Origin of the sequence: Allorhizobium sp. Av2 (assembly GCF_021462805.2) — a bacterium.
Lineage (GTDB): Bacteria > Pseudomonadota > Alphaproteobacteria > Rhizobiales > Rhizobiaceae > Allorhizobium > Allorhizobium vitis_G.
The window spans coordinates 1,272,212-1,291,542 of sequence record NZ_CP192697.1 but is presented as its reverse complement, the minus strand read 5'-3'; the positions used below and the strand labels follow the sequence as shown (position 1 = coordinate 1,291,542).

The following is a 19,331-nucleotide window of genomic DNA, read 5'->3' as shown; positions in this document are numbered from 1 at the left end:
TCTCCCGGTAAAGCGCGTGCCTTAGCTTCGAACGGTTTGACCATTCAACGCTTGCATACGCCTAAACTTTCGTCACCGCGCAAACTGACTGATTCTCTTCTGGAATGATATACGCACCAGCGGAAAACTAACAGCATACACAGCTTGTTACGGCAACAACAGACATATCGAACGTTTCATCGTAAATGTGCCGCATACAGTGAGTCGCGTCAAGTCTGCGCCAGAAGCTGAAGAAAAGCTTAGCCGACCAAATCTTTCAGAGATTAAAATTATTTATTAACAGCTACTTAAGTCAAAGATTTCACGTTGTGCGGGAGTGAGATCCCATCCGCCGCATTTTCCTTCAAGTCCACACCTGTGAGTTTCAACCGTAAGGCTTCCTTCACCAGCCAGGAAATCTTTTCCGCCGCCGATTCGTAAGACAATCCATCGTCATGAATATTGGAAATGCAGTTGCGCTCACTATCGCGTCGTCCTTTACGCGGCGCAAAGGTAATATAGGCGCCAAGACTATCGGGAACGCTAAGGCCGGGCCGCTCTCCAATCAGGACAATAGCCACTTGCGCGCCGAAGGCCGCCGCGGCTTCATCGCCAAAAGCGACACGCGCTTGTTTTCCAAGGACGACCGGGGCGACTGAAAACCCTCCGAGCCGGCGCACAGTCGCCTCATAGACCGAAACCGCATGGCGCTCCACCGCCGCTGCCGAAAGGCCATCGGCAATGATGAACGCGATTTCGTAGGTCTTGCCCGGTGCCGGAAGGTCATGGCTATCCGGCATGCGCCCAAGATCAGGGCGGGTCAGGTAGGTCGCCCGATCTTTTGCCAGGGAGTGGACCAGCACTGTTTCAATCGGAGCAAGCGCGGTGGCTATTTTCTCGAAATCCACTTCCCCGTGGACGGCATCACGCGCCCTGGCATGGGCCAATTGAAACTCCAGCACCGCCTGTGTCGGCATCGCATCGCCTGCCCGGCCAAGTCCGATACGCGCCCGAGTGGCGCTGCGAAACCTTGCAAACGGGTCGAAATCGACGGAATTGCTCATGCCGATGCCTTGTAAGACAGAAGGTTGCGGGAAAATGCGTTGGACTGGGGCAATGGCGCCAATCGACCGGACCGATCGATCATCCCCATCCGCTTTAGCCACGCTTCGAACTCCGGCGCGGGCGGACGGTTGAACTGGTGACGAAGACCGACAATATCATGATAGGACAGGCTTTGATAATTGAGCATGACATCGTCTGCACCCGGCACAGCAATCAGGAAATTCACCCCTGCCACGGTCAGGAGCACCATCAGGTTGTCCATGTCGTCCTGATCAGCTTCGGCATGGTTGGTATAACAGACATCGACACCCATCGGCACGCCCAGCAATTTGCCACAGAAATGATCTTCCAGTCCGGCGCGGATAATCTGCTTGGCATCATAAAGATATTCCGGCCCAATGAAGCCGACGACCGTATTGACCAGCAGCGGCTTGACCTCCCGCGCCACGGCATAGGCCCGAACCTCCAGCGTCTGTTCATCGACGCCGTGATGGGCATCAGCCGACAACGCGCTGCCCTGCCCGGTCTCCAGATACATGACATTGTCACCAACGGTACCACGTTTCAACGAAAGCGCTGCCTCGCGTCCCTCACGTAAAACCGCAAGATCGACGCCAAAGCCCTTGTTAGCGGCCTGCGTTCCCGCAACGGACTGAAAGACGAGATCGAGCGGCGCGCCTGCCTTGATCGCCTGGATCGAGGTTGTCACATGGGTCAGGACACAGGACTGTGTCGGTATTTCGAAACGGTCCCTGAGTTTGTCGAACAGATGCATCAACCTTATGCAGGCTTCGAGATTATCACTGGCCGGATTGATGCCGATCACCGCATCACCAACACCATAGAGCAGACCGTCCAAGGTCGAGCCGGCCACCCCTTCCGGGTCATCGGTCGGATGGTTGGGCTGCAACCGGCTGGAAAGCCGGCCCGAAAGCCCGATTGTCGAGCGAAATGCGGTGATAACGCTGCATTTCGCCGCAACTGTAATCAGATCGTGATTACGCATCAGCTTGGAAACAGCCGCCACCATTTCCGGTGTCAGACCGGGGGCAAGCGCTGCCAAAACTTCGCTCGTTGCCTCATAAGACAGCAGCCAGTCACGAAATTGACCAACAGTCATATGGGAGACAGGCGCAAACGCTGCGACGTCATGGCTATCGACGATCAGCCGGGTAACCTCGTCGATCTCATAGGGGATCAGCATATCCTGAAGAAAAGTCTTCAAAGGAAGATCGGCAAGCACATAGCGGGCCGCGACCCGGCGTTCATTGCTGCTTGCGGCGATCCCTGCCAATTGATCCCCGGACTTTAGCGGGGAAGCGCAGGCCATCAGGCTTTTCAGATCGTCGAATACATGGCGTTGCCGCCCAAGGATGATCGAATAAGATGCCATCACCGTTCTCCTTGCAGACAAAGCGGGCAAATGCCCGATATGCCTGTCCATGCCATTCCGACCGCATGATTATCATGAGCCGGGCGCTCGACCTACTGTAAATGCAGCAAAGCAAAGCGCATGCCATATGAACAAACGGCTGTCTGCGTTCAATACCCGGTCATTTCAAGATAGCCCGCACCAGCATGACTACCCGAAAAGCGGATAGGACCTTCCCAATAGGGAAAGGCCAGGGGCATCCAGCTTTGCGCATTCACGGGCGTGGTGCGGATCGACATGGCTTTTTCAGGCAGTTCCAATTGCCACTCCACTGGCATGCTGCGGCCGGCAACCTGAACCTGCTTTACTGCCGTCAGCTTCAGGGCACCAGGTGGCATCGGTTCCGGCACCCCCTGCGGCGTGATCCAGGTGGAAACGGTATAATCGTCACCTTTGCCGCGCAGATGATAACCCATCAGTTTTGCACCATTCTCAAAGTGAAGAGAGAACCAATCCCAGCCTTTCTGGTCGGCGGAGAGCGGTTGGGAGGACCACTCCCGGTCCAGCCAGGCCTTACCAGTCACCGGGACAGGGCCATCCGGCAGATTCAAGACACCGTTCACCGCATAGAAGGGTTGGGAATAATAATAGCTCGCCTGCCCTTCCGCAGATTTCACCGAATAGCCATGATCTCCCTGCGCCACCAGCGGACCGGTGGCATGCAGCGATAGATCGTAAGAAAAATCGGCGCCCTTGGCCTTCATAGTCAAGGAGGACAGCGCATCGCCAGTGCTTCCCGTCAGTGCTCCTGCCATGAGTGACCAATCGTCGATCCAGGCGGAAAACGGCGCAAGCGTCACGCCCGCCTGGCCTATTCCTCCACGCGCAAATTTTTCTGCAGCATAATGATGATCCGCCGTGGTCAAGGCCGCATGGCCCATCCAGATTTGTGGGCTGTTCAAACCCTCTGCCTCGCCCGGTTTCAATGCTGAACGAAACAGCGTCCATTGCACCCCGTAATCGCGCCCACCCGGTCCGGTCAGATTGGCAGTCACATACCACCATTCGATCCGGTAATCCGGGTGCGGGCCGTGGTCAATTGGAAAGGCAAACGGGCGGCCCGGCTGCGGCAAGGCGAAACCATCGCCAGCCTTGGCACCAAGACCGGCAAAGCCCTGGGCAAAAACCGGATGACCACCCAGCAGCAGCACCAGAGCGAAAACCATGAACCGACTGATATTAGCGCTCATTGGCAAAGACTTTCAATAAATCTGACGGCTTCAATCGGGCAATGCCAGCAAGCGGGATGAGGGACGAGAGCACCGAAGCCAACAGTGCAAACCCTACCAACCATAGCCACTGGACAGGAAATACATGCATTGGCAAGCGCCAACCGAAGGCCTCGACATTGACCACGGCCAACAGAACCCAGGCCAGCCCAAGTCCTACCGGCAGCGCGGCAACGAGTGTAAAGCCCGCAAGGATAAGGGTGCGGGCAAGCTCCAACCCGGTTATCGCGCGACGGGTCAAACCCATTGCCCAGACGGGGGCGATCTGCGGCAGCCGCATGCCTGATAGAGTCATAAGGCTGGCAAACATCGCAAGCCCAGCCACCCCCAGTGTCAAGACATTGAGAGCGGCTGTAACAGCGAAGGTTTTTTCGAAAATCGCCAGTGATCGCGCCTTGATCACGGCCTGATCCACGACGTTATCGGGCGGCAAGCCGAATTCGGTCATCAAAGCCTCACGCAGCGCGCCGGTCTGTTCAGGCTGCACCCGCAGCCCGAACCGCAAGCGCGAGAGATCGGAAAAACGGCTGACCAATTCCGATTGAGCGACGATCACATCCTCATTGGGATTGCCGTAATCGGAATAGACACCAAGAATACGCGTCTTCCAGCCACCGGGTAGCCTGATCTCATCACCCACCGCCAAGCCCTCGCGGCGCATCATCTGTTCATTGATCAACGCCCCCTCACCCCGTGCCAACCTGCCCCAGACATCCGGCGTGGCGGCAAGCATCGGCCAGTGATCGCGGTAGGTCTCATCATCGACCACGCCATGAATGACAACTGTCTTGCCGCCGACATCTCCCTGCGTATTCCAGATCGGCAGAACGGTCTTGACCCGAGGGGCAAGCCAGGCCTGCAAACGCTCGGCCTCGCCATCGTTGCGCGCCGTCACGTAAAGCTCTGCGGCCAGTCTTTGATCCAGCCAGCCGACAAAGGTCAGACGAAAGCTGGACACCATGGTTCCAACCCCGACATTGGCCGATAGCGCCAAAAGAAGCGCCATCAAAGCCAGGGACAGGCTGGGCAATTGCTGGCGGGTATCGGCCCAGAACCATTGCCACACCGGTCGCCTTGCCAGGGACTGCATCAACCGCAGCACCGGCACCAAAATGACCGGAAGCGCAAGCGCCGAGGCCAACAAGAGCGCTCCCAATGTGGCAAAACCAGCCACCAGGCCATTGCCGAATTTCATCAAGATCAGCATTACCGCAAATAGCACTGACGAAACCAACGCCTGGAGAAACCAGGCTCGTTCCGAGGCTAACGCCCAGGCGCGTGGCTGGGCCGGTGCAAGCAGAGCCATGCGCCAGACCTGCCAGAGACTTTGCCCGGCGGACGCCAGCGTGCCGACAACCGCAATACCGATCCCTGTCGCCCACCATTGGGGCCGAAAAGCCAGCGTACCCGGCACATCGGCACCATAAAGGCCCCGGAGGGTCAGTGCCACATCCGGCAGCAAAACCGAGGCAACGACATAGCCAAGCGCCACGCCCGCGACGCCCGCAGCCAATGCAAAGACCAGCAGTTCCAGGAAAAGCAGAAGCATCAAGGCGCTGGCCGAGAGACCGAGGGAGCGAAGCGTGCGAAAGGTCGGTCGTCTCTGTTCGAAAGCCAGCCGCACCGCTGCATAGACGATGAACAGGCCGACTACGAAGGACAGCAGTCCGAAGGCAGTCAGGTTGAGATGAAAACTGTCCGTTAATCGCGCAAGATCTCCTTCGCCATCAGGGGATTTCAGACGCAAATCAGGCGCCAATGCCGCCAGTTGCTGTTGGGAAATCGGCTGTTCAGGCGAGACGATCAGCCGGGTCAACCCATCCCGCTGCGCCAATAAGGCTTGCGCCCTGCCGATATCGGTAAACCCGGTTGCAAAAGGAATATCCTTGACGATATCAAGTGGCGGCAACTCTTGCCCCAGAAGAGCATCGGCAGTGGCTTGCGAAACCGCGATCTGCCCCGGCGGAAGCAGGAAACGATTGATATTGCCATCGCCGTGCAAATCAACAGGCTGGGCCACCGACGGAATTGTCAGGGGGTCTATGCCGATCAACCGCAAGCGAAACGTGCCAAGTCGCATCTCCCCTTCAAGAACCGGGGAAACCAACAGCCCCGCTCGACGCAGCGCGACATAGGTCGAGATGGGGATGGGCCTGCCATCCTTGCTTTGGATATCCGACAGGCGGTTTTGCCCCAGAATGGCGGCAGCCCGCGCATAAGAGGCCCGTGCCTCGGCATTGATCGCCTGCACCCCCGACCAAAGTGCTGTCGCCAACGACAGCCCGAGGAGCAGCATCGCCAATTGAAGCGGCTTGCGCCGCCAATGCGACAACAACGCCAGAAAAGCCGTGCGCAGCATCAGGCAACCCGCCCGGCACGCAAATGCAAGTTTTCATCCAGCATGGCCGCCAATCGGGGCGAATGCGTTACCATCAACAGGGCAGCACCGGTCTCCCGCACCAGAGAGAGCATCAACGCCATAACTGCGTTGCCTGTCTCTTCATCGAGATTGCCCGTCGGCTCATCGGCCAGAACCAGTTTTGGCCGAACAGCTAGTGTCCGACCAATGGCGACGCGCTGTTGCTGGCCGCCGGATAGCTGCTCGGGATAGCGCGACAGAAGCGCCGCAAGCCCCAAACGTTCCGTCAATTCCGTCTGCCATTGCCCATCGTAACGCTCGCCTAGCCGGGCATGAAATGCCAGATTGGCCCGCACATCCAGCGAAGGGATCAGATTGAACTGCTGAAAAATCAACCCGACTGTCCCACGACGCAACCGGGCGCGACCTTTATCATCAAGCGCATCAATATCTTCGCCATCCACCCGGAGCGTCCCGGCATCGGCGCTGTCCAATCCGCCCGCCAGATGAAGCAATGTGCTTTTCCCGCTGCCGGATTCCCCGGTCAATGCCATGGTTCGCCCAGCGGCCAGGGTCAGGCTGACACCTTTGAGAACCTCCAAAGGACCTTCCGATGTGCGATATGTCTTTTTCACTGCATCCAGTACCAGCACCATCAGCCTATCCAGTCGTTTGTATGCTCATCAACGCGAGACCATAATCCGTCTGGCGGATATGGCGCTAGAGGACAGCCGGGAAAGGCTTGCTTAGAAATTTAGACTCCGCCAAACCGAAGCGCCAAGGGTGATCGACCGCTTTAGTAATGCCAATGCGAGGACCGATCGCCACACTTGGACGGACCTTGGCAGCCAGAAGCTGAAATGGTGGCAAGGCGAGAGGCAAGCCATCGTGTTGAACAGTGATGCCCAAGGCCTGTGCCAGACGGCCAGGCCCAGCGCATAGAAAACGCGGCGCCACATCGCCACGCCGCGCCTGCATGACATCCACACCCTGGCTTGGCGCGAGCGCCCGGATCAGAACTGCACTGCCGGACCGGCAAACGATATTTAAACACCAGTGAATGCCGTAGGAACGGTAGACATAGACATGTCCGGCTGGACCAAACATCGTTTTATTGCGCGGCGTAGGACCCCGAAAACTATGGGATGCCGGATCATCGCGCTCATAGGCCTCGGTTTCGACGATCATACCGCCGACACCGTCCACGAAAAGCTCAGCCCCAATCAGCTCGCGGGCAATATCGACAGCACTGCTGTTGAACTCAATCATGGCCTAGTGTTGAACTTTTCCACCTGTGGGACGCTTCTGAGTGCCTGTCAGGCGAATTCCACGCCGATTTCCGTGATTTTCCGCCACCGGACGATGCAGTGAACCTTGCGACCGCCATCCAACAGCAAATCAAATTCATCGGGAACATTGACAAAATTATCGCCCGCCAGTTTCGCGCCACCGGAGGAAATATTCTTGACGGTGCAGCTAAAGCTCGAAAATCCATTTTTCAAGATAATGCGTGCCGCTTGTAAGGTCCGTCCCCGATGGTCTTTACGCTTATTCTCCATTTTAAACCCCCGCCGATCCCAGATATAGACCATCCAGCAGTTATTACAATTTCATATCATCCCGATCACATCCAACCGGTCCAGCAAGACTTTATTATCTCAGCAAAGTCGTAAATATTTCATCCATCTGCATGGCCATTGCTTTTGGGCTGACTTGATTCAGGAGATGATCCATGGCGCGGCGGGCGCGCAGCCAATCATTTTTACCATGGGTGCTTCGCGCCCGTTGTAAAACATCGATAATCTCGTCCTCCCCATCTCCTTGGACGAGATAGGGATAATCCTCACCCAGAAATGCGAGAGCATCGTCCTGAGCCGCATTCACCAGGACATTTGCACCACAGGCCGCCGCAATCACACCCTTGGTAAAAGGTTTATAACACCTCGCCAACGTCTCTGTCTGGGGTGCGCGAATGCAGTAATGCAAACTGTAGTCACCCATACGCGTAATGGTCTGGCGCATGGAATCGCTGAAAGCCGCGTCGTGAAAATCGACTGATTTTTCAATTTGAGGCGTCCTGACGGTATTTTTCAGAAAGCCGAAATAACCGGCGCGATAATCGTTACGGTGCTGGTTGCCCATGGCATAGATGCGTTCATCGGCACCATGCAGCAGCAGTCCAACCTGCCCTTTTGCACCAGGCGTGTTTGTCAGCCTGGCCCGCATTGCATCACGCGCCATATGTGAGCTGGCGAGATGCATATCGACATGATTGAAAACCATCTTGTCCAGTGGCGTATCGACATAGTCGAAACATATGCCCCGGCTTCGGCCATGCAGAATTTCCAGCGCCGAAGCGCCAATGGAAAGCGCCGCCCGCTTGGTAAACACATAAATCGCATCTTTAGGCTGAAGGCTCGCCCAGAGCATTTGCAATCCAGGTATTCGCTTGTTCGGCAGAGCCGCCATTTCAAACCGGTATTTGTCGCCGAGATAGGGCCTCGTCAACCTGGACAGTTGAAATGACCGCATGGTCGTACTGCCGAATTTAACCGAGGACCGACGATAGACGAACCTCACTGGATAAAGCATTTCAAAAACCCGCCGCACTACTATGATCTGTCAGGCGGTGGAATCGCTGCCCAGGACAGACTATTCTCTCCAATGCTAAATTCAAGATCTACGACTCGCATCCTTGCCTGACTAGCACCTGAACCATTCGGTGCTGACTTGAACCTGACAAATCGTCCACAAAAAGGCCAAAAGGGCGCTAAAGACCCAACGCATCTTTCAATGCCAGACCTTCCCGAACCCGCAAATCCAGATCCGCTTCAATATGATCAATGTGATGCAGCATCAGCGCACTTGCACGCCTGGCATTCCGCTGCGCGAGAGCCTCAAGTATCTGTTCATGCTCGTTGTGACCGCAACTAGACGCACCGGAACCACCATACAGCGCGATAACCAATGATGACCGGGCCACCAATTCATCCATGAACTTCTGCAGGATGGCATTGCCGGCAACTTTGGCCAGCATCAGATGGAAATCGCCCGAGGCCTTTATTTCGGCGCGCCTCGCCGCAGGCCCGCGCTGGTGCAGATGGCGTTGTTCATCTTCCAACTGGGCGCGAAATGCCGCCAGATCATCCTCCGTCAGCCGCTCGACAGCTGCCAGAACGATACCGGGTTCGATCATTCGGCGGCAGGCGAAAACCTGCACAGCCTCTTCAGGGCTCGGATTGGATACAAAAGCACCCCTGTTTCGTTCCGTCTTTATCAGTCCTTCGAATGCAAGCATTTGCAAAGCGCTGCGCACAACGGTGCGACTGACATCGAACAGAAGGCCCACTTCCGCCTCCGAAAGCTTGGTTCCAGGCGTCAAACGCCGGTCTATAATCGCATTTCGCAGGGATTCTCGGATGGTGAACGCACGGTCTTCCAAATTTGAATCGTGAAAACTGATTTTTTCGTCAAGCTTCATAGCGTCACCCGTGCTGATGCCTCCCTTTGTACATTGAACTGGCAAATTCGGAAAGTCACGGATTGCTGACAGGCAAGAAATCTATTGCGTACAATTTGACCAGAGAATGCAAACAATCGCACGTTTTTTGCGCAACAGCGACCAACACCCCGGAGATTTCATGGGCATTCCCTCGAATGCCGACAGGATTATCCAAGTTTTCCAAGGGTAAAGAGCATCTGGCACGCAAGATGCTTGTAAGAAAGCGGTCATCAAGGGATCGCAGCATGAAACAAGCCGCCGCCATCGACATTGCCGCCGTTACCAAGGTTTACGGTAACACGACAGCCGTTCACAGCATCAGCCTGAAAATTCCGGCCGGCACCTATTGCTGCCTGCTAGGCCCTTCCGGTTGCGGCAAGACATCGACGTTGCGGATGATTGCCGGCCACGAGACCGTCACGACAGGCGATATCCTTTTGGGCAACACCAATATCACCGATCTGGCGCCCGCTGCGCGGGGCACGGCGATGATGTTCCAGTCCTATGCGCTGTTTCCGCATCTCGACCTTACCGAAAATGTCGCGTTCAGCTTGAAAATGAAGGGTATCGACAAAGCCACCCGCCGCGCAAAGGCGATGGAGATGCTGCAATTGATGCAACTGGAGGCCTATGCGGATCGCCGCCCCGCCCAGCTTTCCGGCGGACAACAGCAGCGCGTGGCGCTGGCACGCGCCTTGATTACCGATCCGGAAGCGCTTCTTCTGGACGAGCCTTTGTCAGCACTCGATCCATTTTTGAAAATCCGCATGCGGGCAGAACTGAAGAAACTCCAGACCTCGCTTGGCATCACCTTCGTGCATGTGACCCATAGCCAGGAAGAAGCGATGGCGCTGGCCGACCTGATCGTGATTATGAACGATGGCCGTATCGAACAGGCTGCCGCGCCCCGCACCGTATTCGAGCGTCCGGCCTCAGCCTTCGTCGCTCGTTTCATGGGCGATCACAATGTCATTTCGGGCCGCGTCACCAGCGTTGCCGATGAGATCGCGATGATATCAGTCGCAGGCGGCGCGGATTTTGCGGCCACCGGCAAAGCGGTCATCGGCGAGCCCGCCGATATCGCGGTGCGCACCGACCATGTGCGGATCGGCCAGAGCCAAGTCCCGGGCCTTGGCTTCACCGGCTCTGTCACCAATGTCGAATATCGAGGTTCCACCGTGAAGCTGATGCTGAGTGGTGCGGGCATCGAAGACTTTACTGCCATCCTGACCGATGCCGCCTTCCATGCGCATCCGGTCAAGGTAGGCGAAGCCATTGCCGTTTGCTGGGAGGCGGATGACGCTATCGTTCTCGGCAAACCGGCGCAGAAATAACCAACCAATAACCAGAGGAGAACTTCCATGACTGATACTAAAAAGCCAAAAGCCAGTGTAACCCGCCGTTCGCTTTTGAAGACAGGGGCAGCGGCAGCGGGTCTTGCCGCCGGGTCCGGCGCCATCACCGGTTTTCCGACCATCTGGGCGCAGACCAAGATCACTCTTCGTCAATTTGGCACCGGCGTTTCAAACATCAATGCCATCGCCGAAAAGTGCAAGGCCGACCTCGGCATCACCCTGGAAATGACCGCGACGGATTCCGACGCCGCCGCCCAGCGCGCCGTGACCCAGCCGAACTCCTATGACATTGCCGATGTCGAATACTGGATTGCCAAGAAGGTCTTCCCATCAGGCGTACTTCAACCGATGGAAGTCAAGAAGCTCAAATATTACGACAAGATCGTACCGCTGTTCATCAACGGCAAGCTGAAGCCGGAAAGCGTCATTGCCCAGGGTACAGCCCCGCATACCGTCGGCTTCGTCGAAAAGCCCGGCGCGAAAGCCTTCGCCAAGGCCCCGACCGAGTGGATGACGATGGTACCGACCATCTACAACGCCGACACGCTTGGCATTCGCCCCGATCTCGTTGGCCGCGACATCACCAGCTGGGCCGATATCATGGACCCAGCGTTCAAGGGCAAGACCTCGATCCTCAACATTCCATCGATCGGCATCATGGATGCCGCGATGATCATGGAAGCCATGGGCAATATCAAATATGCCGACAAGGGCAACATGACCAAGGCCGAGATCGACAAGACCATCGATTTCCTGATCAAGGCCAAGCAGAGTGGCCAGTTCCGCGCCTTCTGGAAGAGCTTCGATGAAAGCGTCAACCTGATGGCCTCAGGCGAAGTCGTCATCCAGTCCATGTGGTCGCCAGCCGTGGCCGCTGTCCGCTCCAAAGGCATCGCCTGCAAATATCAACCGCTGAAGGAAGGCTACCGCGCCTGGGGCGGCGGGCTGGGTCTTGCGGCGCATCTGAAGGGCGCGCAGCTCGATGCGGCCTATGAATATATCAACTGGTACACGTCCGGCTGGGTTGGCGGCTACCTGAACCGCCAGGGCTATTACTCTGCCTGCATGGAAACCGCCAAGAACTTCATGTCCGCAGATGAATGGGGCTACTGGATCGAAGGCAAGCCCGCCCAGGGCGACATCATGTCTCCTGAAGGCAAGGTGATGGAAAAGGCTGGCGCCGTGCGCGACGGCGGCTCCTTCGAAGAGCGCATGGGCAAGGTTGCCTGCTGGAACTCCGTCATGGACGAGGACCGCTACATGGTTCGCCGCTGGAACGAGTTCATCGCCGCCTGATCATATCAATAGAAACCATGTCTTCCCCGTTCGCGGGGAAGACACACAGCAGCCCCGAAGACAAAAGGGAGACGAGCCATGGCAACAGTGCGGTTTATAGGCGTCGGCGAGCCGAAGCCAAAGCGCGATATCCGCGTGCCTGCCTGGCTGACGGCCTATCTCCAGGCCGCACCCCTGGCGCTTATCCTCGGTGGCTTCCTGCTGTTGCCGATCCTGATGATCGTCATTGTCAGCTTTTGGGATTATGACTTCGCCCAGATGTATCCCGGTTTTGTCACCTTCAACTATACCGAAACGCTTGGCTCCTGGGTCACCTGGAAAACCTATCTGAACACGCTGAAATTTGCAGGCATTGTCTGGCTTCTGACGCTGTTCATCGGTTTCTGGGTCGCCTATTTCCTGGCTTTTCACATCCGCAGCGCTGCCATGCAGAGCGTGCTTTTTCTTGTCTGCACCGTACCGTTCCTGACGTCGAACATCATCCGGATGATCTCCTGGATTCCGGTTTTGGGCCGCAATGGCTTGGTAAACCAGGCGCTGGTTGGCACCGGCATCATTCCCCAGCCGCTGGAGTGGTTGCTTTATTCCGACTTTGCCGTGGTGCTGGCCATGGTGCATCTCTACACCCTGTTCATGGTCACGCCGATCTTCAATACGTTGATGCGGATCGACAAGGCGCTGGTGGAAGCCGCAAGGGACGCGGGCGCTTCCAGTCTGCAAATCCTCACCAATGTTATTCTGCCGCTCGCCAAGCCCGGCATGGCTATCGGCACGATTTTCGTCGTCACCTTGACCATGGCCGATTTTTCGACGGTGCAAGTGATGTCCGGTGGCCAGAGCGCCTCGGTGGCGCTGATCATGAAGAACCAGATGTCACTGCTGCAATATCCAGCCGCCGCCGCCAATGCCGTGGTGCTGCTGATCCTCGTCCTGCTGATGGTCGCGGGGATCTTGCGCATCGTCGATATCCGCAAGGAGCTTTGAGCCATGGTCCGGGAAAAACGCAGCCGCGAATTCTATCTGCTCGCTATATTCTTTGCGCTCTTCGTGCTGTTTCTCTATGGCCCGCTCTCAGCGATCCTGATCCTGTCTTTTCAGGGAGAAAATGGTGGACTGACCTTTCCGCTCAATGGTGTCTCGCTGCATTGGTTCGCCAATCTGTTCGAAACCCAGGCAGTTGGCGATTTTGGCGGCGCCATCAAACGCTCGATTACGCTTGGGTTGATGGTAATGGTGGTCACCGTGCTGGTGTCGCTGCTGGCAGGTCTGGCGTTTCGCCGCAAATTCCATGGGGCGACCGTGTTATTCTATCTGGCCGTTGCCAGCCTTGTCGTTCCCTCGATCATTATTTCGCTCGGCATTGGGGTCGTCTTCCAGCAATTGGGCTTCCAGCCCAACTGGTACAGTTCCGCCTTCGGCGCGCATTTGACCTGGACCCTGCCCTTCGGTGTGTTGATCATGTTCGCTGTCTTCAACCGCTTTTCACCCGCCTATGAAGAGGCCGCCCGCGACCTTGGCGCATCCTCCTGGCAAACCTTTCGCTACGTGTTGCTGCCGATGATCGCGCCCAGCCTGATCGGTGTCGGCCTGTTTGGATTCTCGCTCTCCTACGACGAATTCGCGAGAACGCTGATGACATCAGGCAGCTTCAACACCCTGCCACTGGAAATTTATGGCATGACGACCAATGTGACCACACCGGTTCTCTATGCGCTGGGTACGGTGACAACGGTGTTTTCCTTCCTGGTCATTGCCCTGACGATTTTCCTCATTCGCCGGGTCAGCCGGCCTCGTGGCCATGCCTGAGTGGGCAACCCCCGATCGGATTTTCATGCGCATTCTGCTTATCAATCCCAATACAACTGCAAGCATGACAGCGACGGCCGCGGACGCGGCCCGCCGCGTTGCCCATGCAGGCACCGAAATCCTGCCGCGCACCTCGCAGATGGGCCCGGTTTCTATCGAGGGTTATTATGACGAGGCGCTGGCTGTTCCCGGCCTGCTGATGGAACTCGCCGACGGAGAGAAACAGGGCGCAGATGCAGCCATTATCGCCTGTTTCGATGATACTGGCCTTGATGCCGCTCGTGCATTGGCCAATATCCCCGTCATCGGCATTTGTGAGGCAGCGATTGCGACGGTCAGCTTCATTGCCCGGAAGTTCAGTGTGGTAACGACCATGGAACGGTCTCGGTTACCGATCGAACATCTCGTTCGCCGTTATGGCGCATCCGACCGCTGCAAAGTGCGCGCCGCCGATATTCCGGTTCTCTCTCTGGAAGATCCATCCTCGAACGCACGGGAGCGGCTGCGAGCGGAGATTGCCAGAGCGCTGGCGCAAGACGATGCGGAAGCCATCATTCTCGGATGTGCCGGTATGGCCGATTTGACGGAAGCCTTGAGCGAGGAATTCGGCATTCCGGTCATCGATGGCGTTGCTTGTGCCGTCAAGCAGGCGGAGGCCCTGATTTCCCTCGGACTGCGGACAGCTAAAAACAATGCCTATGCCACGCCCATCAACAAGCCCTATCTCGGTTTGCTTAAAGCGTTCGAGCCGGCTGTTTTATCGGCAGACAAAGCTGACGAGAATCGACAGATAGGTCATTGAAAAAGCGTGCATTTAAAGAGCTGCGCAATGACGATGGACGTTGACCGAGAGACTTGCGTCGCAACATGGCTGCCGCTTCCTTGCGATCCACCGCCTTGGAAAAGAGATAGCCCTGCCCCTCTTCACATCCCAGCCTCAAAAGCAAATCACGCTGCTCCTGTGTTTCGATACCCTCCGCGATGACGCGAAAATTCAAACGGTCGGAAATAGACAATAACCCGCCGACGATGACCGATGCAGGCTCTTCCTCCAGCAACCGGGCAATGAAAGAGCGATCGATTTTGATAATATCGAGCGGAACGGTCAGAAGATGCGTCAAGGACGCAAAACCGGTGCCGAAATCGTCGAGAGCCACAAGCATGCCCGCCTGACGCAATTGCTTGATCTGGTCTACGACATTGCGCTCGCGACTGCCGAGATAAATCGACTCCGTCAATTCAACGACAATGCGATCTACCCCGACACCAGCCCTGTCCATTGCGCCGACAATTCGCTCGGTCAGGGAGCCGTCCAGAAAATCGCCTGCCGATACATTCAAACCGATACGGCCGAATTCAAGTCCGCTGTCCAGCCAATCGCGCGCATCCCGCGCCACATTTTCCAACACGCAAGCCGTCAATGCCCGGGCCAGACGAACATCGCTGGTCGCTTCATGAAAATGCGAGGCGGAAATGATATCGCCGTTACGGCTGGCAAGCCGGCTGAGAGCCTCAAATCCGACAAGGGAGCCAGAAGCAAGATCGACCACCGGCTGATAATAGGTCTCGATCCGATGTTCCCGCAATGCTTCGCTGACCTGCTGGAAAGAGCGAAACCGGCGGGCTATCGTCGAAACAGAACCGACCGAATATTCAACAAACTGCCCTCGGCAGCGTTCCTTGGCTTCATAAAGAGCGAAATCGGCATTCTGGCGTACATCATCAACGCTCTGCCCATGACGCGCAACCGCTCCGCCAATGGTTCCAGATGGATAAACCGTCTGGCCCGCGCAGATGCAGGGTTCCTTCAGGACAGCCAGGACATGAGCCGCATGGTAGCCGAGATCTACACAATCGACCCCGCGAACGATCAGAGCAAACTCGTCTCCACCGAGCCGGAATGCGGTGTCGCAATCCGTCATTGCTTTCAAGCGCATGCCAACGGTACGGATCAGATCATCACCGGCCTGGTGGCCGAATGTATCGTTGACCTGCTTGAGATTATCGAGATCCACCAGCAGCAATCCCCAGGGATTGCGCTCCACATCTTCATTGATCACAGCTTCATTGAAGCCCGTGCGATTTGGCAATCCCGTCAGCACGTCGGTATAGGCAAGCCGTCTGCGCTCCTTCACCCGCAACTCGCGCTCCAAGCCGATTGCGCAAAGATGCACGCAGGCAGAAACAATGCCTTCTTCGATTTCGCTCGGACCGCGCTTTTGGCGGAAATAGAAGGCGAAGGTTCCCAATACCCGGCCATCGGAAATAATCGGCGTCGACCAGCACGCCAGAAAACCCAGTGGTAAAGCAAGCCCCTTGAATTCAGCCCAGAACGGATCGTTCTCAATGTCGGTCACCAGGACAGGGCGACCACGAAACGCCGCCGTGCCGCAAGAACCGACACCTTCACCGCAGGCCAAACCATTGATCGCCTGGGAATAATGCTCTGGAATGGACGGACCGGCAAGATGCTGAAGGCGCCCCATATCGTCCAATGTCAAAACAGAACAGACAATATCACCAATCAGCGCCTCAACAGAGCGACAGAGGAAATCAACGGTCTCTGCCAAGGGGTCGCCTCTGGCGATCTTTTCCAAGATCCTGTTTTGCAGCTTGATCAACATGTTTCCCCATTCCCTTTCACTGACCTAGCTTAACCAATAGGAATTAAGGGGCAGTTACAAACATTCGAACTTTCTTTAATACATGATGTAGCGTAGAAAAGCTGGCTGGAAAGCGCGGCTCCCGGCCCTGTTCTAACGATGATTTACAAATTGAAAAAAATTCCGTTCCATTTTGTGGACCGGAAAACATGGCATGGGCGCTCAATCGCGGCACGTCCAGACGGCAAATGCTCCCCCGCAAAGGGCCATTCTGGACGGGCGCAAGAAAGCCCGCCCAGAAAAGGCTATCGCCTTAAAGCGCGCCAATCACCGGGTTGACCAGCAAGCCAACACCAGGAATATCCACTTCAAACACATCGCCCGGCTTCATGTACAAGGGCGGCTCGCGTCTCTCGCCAACGCCACCAGGCGTTCCGGTGACGATTACATCGCCTGCCGACAAGGGGGTGAAGGCGGAAAGATAAGCAATCAGCGCAGGAATGGAGAAGATCAGATCGGCCAATGTCGCCTGCTGAACGATCTCGCCGTTCAGGCGCCCCGTGATGGAAAGCTGCGTATAATCCTCCACCTCATCCGCTGTCACCAGAGCCGGACCGAAAGCGCCAGTCGCTGGAAAATTCTTGCCCGGCGCAAATTGTGAACTGTGGCGCTGCCAGTCGCGCACCGAACCGTCATGATAGCAGGAATAACCGGCAATATGCTGCATGGCATCTTCCTCGGCGATATCCCGTCCACCGCGCCCGATCACCACAGCAAGCTCGGCTTCGAAATCGAGGCAATCCGACTGGCTTGGCTTGATCATCGGCTGGCCATGGCCAATCTGGCTATCGGCAAAGCGAATGAAAACGGTTGGATGACCAACTTCAGGCCGCTTGGTTTCTTCCCGATGGGCGACATAGTTGACGCCGATGCACAAAATCTTGGCCGGGTCAGGAATGACCGGCAGCAGAGTAACATCCGAAAATGCCAGTTCCGGTTTGCGGTCTCCGGCATAGTCGGCGGCGATTTCCAGGAGATCATCCAGGATCGCCTGTTTCAGGGTCAGGCAATCATAGCTGAGACGACCGGTAAGATCGACGATGCCACCGCCGACCACCGCGCCGAATCCGGCCCGGCCAAGCCGGGTAAAACTGACGAATTTCATGAGGATGTCTCCGATCTGCATGCTGAAATAACGATGAGACTGGTTCCTATCGGAACACGCCACCATCACCGTATGTCTAACAAGCCGACAAACACAAACCAAGCGGGTAAAATCGTCCGCACTTCACGTTGGCGTGGAGGCTTCGGGAAAAACAAAGCTGCACCGTTCCTGAAAATCCTGAAAATACGTTTTCAAATCAAGCTGATCCGGGCCGACATGGATCTCGCCCGGCATCGGCACTGACATGCCTGTCAACAGCGCGGCCCCTTCCGCCGTCCCCGTCGGCGTTCCACCTTCAGCCACCACAACCTCACGCCCGGTACATGCGGCAAGAGCACGAAGGTAGAGCCAGTTTTTGGCAAACGGCCCTTCGACGAGAACAGGGCCTGTCGCACTGATCAACGACAGCGACGATGCCGTCATCATCGCCGTATAAAGGCTCGCCGCTGCATAGAGCTGTGCCGCACCTTCCGGCACCACCGTCCATCCACCGTTTCGGGTCGGATAAGGACCGGAGCCCTCGACCACGCTTGGCAGGCGCATGACATCACCGCTTATTACCTGCCCCGCCGCGCGCTCGATCTCAGCCTCATCCGGGGCCTCCAATCCCTGGATCAATATTTCGAATTCCCGTCCGCCCATATAGCGGCACGAGGGTACGGCCTGGCCATGCGCATCGACATTGGCCAAGGTATCGCGAACCGGATCGAGATGCGCGACCGTGCTGCCGACCGCAAACCCAATGATCCAGGTGCCGGTGGAAACCACAGCGAAAGGTTTTTCACGCCGCAACAGATGCGGCAGCAGCGAGGCATTGCTGTCATGAATGCCACAATAGACCGGAACAGGGCGGAAGAGCCCTATCTGTTCGGCCACAGATTGCGTGACATCCCCCAAAACGTCGAAAGCCGAGCGCAAGGGAGCGAGATATGGACCAAGCTCTAGTCGCTCGACCAGACTTGAATAACAACCCTGCTGTGGTCTCCATAAATCCGTATGGCATCCCAGCGAGGTTGCCTCATTCGCCGCCACGCCGGTCAGCCTGAAAGCCCAATATTGCGGATAGGTGACAATGGTCGCAACCCTGGCAAAAAGCGCGGGAAAGCCGGTTTTCTGGTAATGCAACTGGGCGCCGAGATTGAGACCGCCCGGCAGGAGCGGTGAAAATGTTTCATCAAAACTCGGCCGCAAAGCATCATAGGCAAGAGTGATAGCTTCAGGATAGCGGTATTCGTAATCCAGCACCGGCATTGCCAGTTCATCGTCACCGTCAAGCAAGGCAGCACTTGCGCCATGGGTGGTGATGGAAATTGCATCGAAACCCGGCCCGGCAGCGAAGGCTTTCAAGGCGTTCAGGATAAATGACCACAGCGTATCCGTATCGAAATGCGGATAAGGCCCCTCCCCGACAACTATATTTGGCATACGCCGACAGCCGAGTTCCAAGCCCGTCGAGGCCTGCAAGACGACAACCTTGGCATTGGTCTTGCCAATATCGATGACGGCGACGGTTTCGGATATCCTGCTCATGGCATATAAA

The 19,331-nt window shown here is 56.5% G+C and carries 17 protein-coding genes; 5 read left to right on the top strand and 12 right to left on the bottom strand.

Translation table 11 applies throughout. From position 1 onward, the window contains the following. Nucleotides 1–287: 287 nt before the first annotated feature. From eutC to FS819_RS23630, 9 genes are all read right to left on the bottom strand, one after another. Nucleotides 288–1,043 carry an ethanolamine ammonia-lyase subunit EutC gene (gene eutC / locus FS819_RS23670; RefSeq protein ID WP_156549690.1) on the bottom strand — a complete coding sequence of 252 codons (756 nt, stop codon included), beginning with the start codon at nt 1,041–1,043 and terminating at the stop codon, nt 288–290. Beyond that, nucleotides 1,040–2,437, bottom strand: coding sequence for an ethanolamine ammonia-lyase subunit EutB (locus FS819_RS23665; protein WP_156549688.1), 1,398 nt, complete (start codon nt 2,435–2,437; stop codon nt 1,040–1,042). Before FS819_RS23665 ends, eutC begins: the two co-directional genes overlap by 4 nt. A 149-nt stretch (nt 2,438–2,586) precedes the next feature. Further along, complete coding sequence (locus FS819_RS23660; protein WP_156549686.1) at nt 2,587–3,666, bottom strand: lipocalin-like domain-containing protein; 1,080 nt, start codon at nt 3,664–3,666, stop codon at nt 2,587–2,589. Then, complete coding sequence (locus FS819_RS23655) at nt 3,656–6,064, bottom strand: ABC transporter permease (RefSeq protein ID WP_156549684.1); 2,409 nt, start codon at nt 6,062–6,064, stop codon at nt 3,656–3,658. Before FS819_RS23655 ends, FS819_RS23660 begins: the two co-directional genes overlap by 11 nt. Then, nucleotides 6,064–6,720, bottom strand: coding sequence for an ABC transporter ATP-binding protein (locus tag FS819_RS23650; RefSeq protein ID WP_156549682.1), 657 nt, complete (start codon nt 6,718–6,720; stop codon nt 6,064–6,066). The genes FS819_RS23655 and FS819_RS23650 overlap by 1 nt, the downstream gene beginning before the upstream one ends. 64 nt (nt 6,721–6,784) lie before the next feature. Further along, nucleotides 6,785–7,333 (bottom strand): DNA-3-methyladenine glycosylase, encoded by a 549-nt coding sequence (locus FS819_RS23645; protein WP_156549680.1) that lies wholly within the window; start codon nt 7,331–7,333, stop codon nt 6,785–6,787. Nucleotides 7,334–7,380: 47 nt separating this feature from the next. Continuing rightward, entirely contained in the window at nt 7,381–7,656 is a 276-nt protein-coding gene (locus tag FS819_RS23640) for a PilZ domain-containing protein (RefSeq protein ID WP_081343937.1), read from the bottom strand. A gap of 61 nt (nt 7,657–7,717) precedes the next feature. Continuing rightward, entirely contained in the window at nt 7,718–8,494 is a 777-nt protein-coding gene (locus tag FS819_RS23635; protein ID WP_156549678.1) for a hypothetical protein, read from the bottom strand. 340 nt (nt 8,495–8,834) lie between these two features. Continuing rightward, on the bottom strand, nt 8,835–9,545 hold the full coding sequence (locus FS819_RS23630) for a GntR family transcriptional regulator (RefSeq protein ID WP_156549676.1): 711 nt from the start codon (nt 9,543–9,545) through the stop codon (nt 8,835–8,837). A 266-nt stretch (nt 9,546–9,811) separates the two neighbouring features. On the opposite strand from FS819_RS23630, the gene FS819_RS23625 reads away from it, so the two are divergent. From FS819_RS23625 to FS819_RS23605, 5 genes are all read left to right on the top strand, one after another. Next, nucleotides 9,812–10,900 carry an ABC transporter ATP-binding protein gene (locus FS819_RS23625; protein ID WP_156549674.1) on the top strand — a complete coding sequence of 363 codons (1,089 nt, stop codon included), beginning with the start codon at nt 9,812–9,814 and terminating at the stop codon, nt 10,898–10,900. Nucleotides 10,901–10,927: 27 nt separating this feature from the next. After that, nucleotides 10,928–12,217 (top strand): ABC transporter substrate-binding protein, encoded by a 1,290-nt coding sequence (locus FS819_RS23620; RefSeq protein ID WP_156549672.1) that lies wholly within the window; start codon nt 10,928–10,930, stop codon nt 12,215–12,217. 78 nt (nt 12,218–12,295) lie between these two features. Continuing rightward, entirely contained in the window at nt 12,296–13,201 is a 906-nt protein-coding gene (locus tag FS819_RS23615; RefSeq protein ID WP_156549670.1) for an ABC transporter permease, read from the top strand. A gap of 3 nt (nt 13,202–13,204) precedes the next feature. Next, complete coding sequence (locus tag FS819_RS23610; RefSeq protein ID WP_012654487.1) at nt 13,205–14,023, top strand: ABC transporter permease; 819 nt, start codon at nt 13,205–13,207, stop codon at nt 14,021–14,023. Between the two features lie 25 nt (nt 14,024–14,048). Continuing rightward, nucleotides 14,049–14,825 carry an aspartate/glutamate racemase family protein gene (locus tag FS819_RS23605; RefSeq protein ID WP_156549668.1) on the top strand — a complete coding sequence of 259 codons (777 nt, stop codon included), beginning with the start codon at nt 14,049–14,051 and terminating at the stop codon, nt 14,823–14,825. On the opposite strand, the gene FS819_RS23600 is transcribed toward FS819_RS23605, so the two are convergent. From FS819_RS23600 to FS819_RS23590, 3 genes are all read right to left on the bottom strand, one after another. Continuing rightward, nucleotides 14,758–16,647: a putative bifunctional diguanylate cyclase/phosphodiesterase gene (locus tag FS819_RS23600; protein WP_156549666.1), complete on the bottom strand. Its 1,890-nt coding sequence runs from the start codon at nt 16,645–16,647 to the stop codon at nt 14,758–14,760. The two genes, FS819_RS23605 and FS819_RS23600, sit on opposite strands and share 68 nt — an antisense overlap. Before the next feature lie 292 nt (nt 16,648–16,939). Then, complete coding sequence (locus tag FS819_RS23595; RefSeq protein ID WP_156549664.1) at nt 16,940–17,791, bottom strand: fumarylacetoacetate hydrolase family protein; 852 nt, start codon at nt 17,789–17,791, stop codon at nt 16,940–16,942. Between the two features lie 123 nt (nt 17,792–17,914). Beyond that, complete coding sequence (locus FS819_RS23590; protein WP_156549662.1) at nt 17,915–19,321, bottom strand: FGGY-family carbohydrate kinase; 1,407 nt, start codon at nt 19,319–19,321, stop codon at nt 17,915–17,917. Nucleotides 19,322–19,331 lie beyond the last annotated feature (10 nt).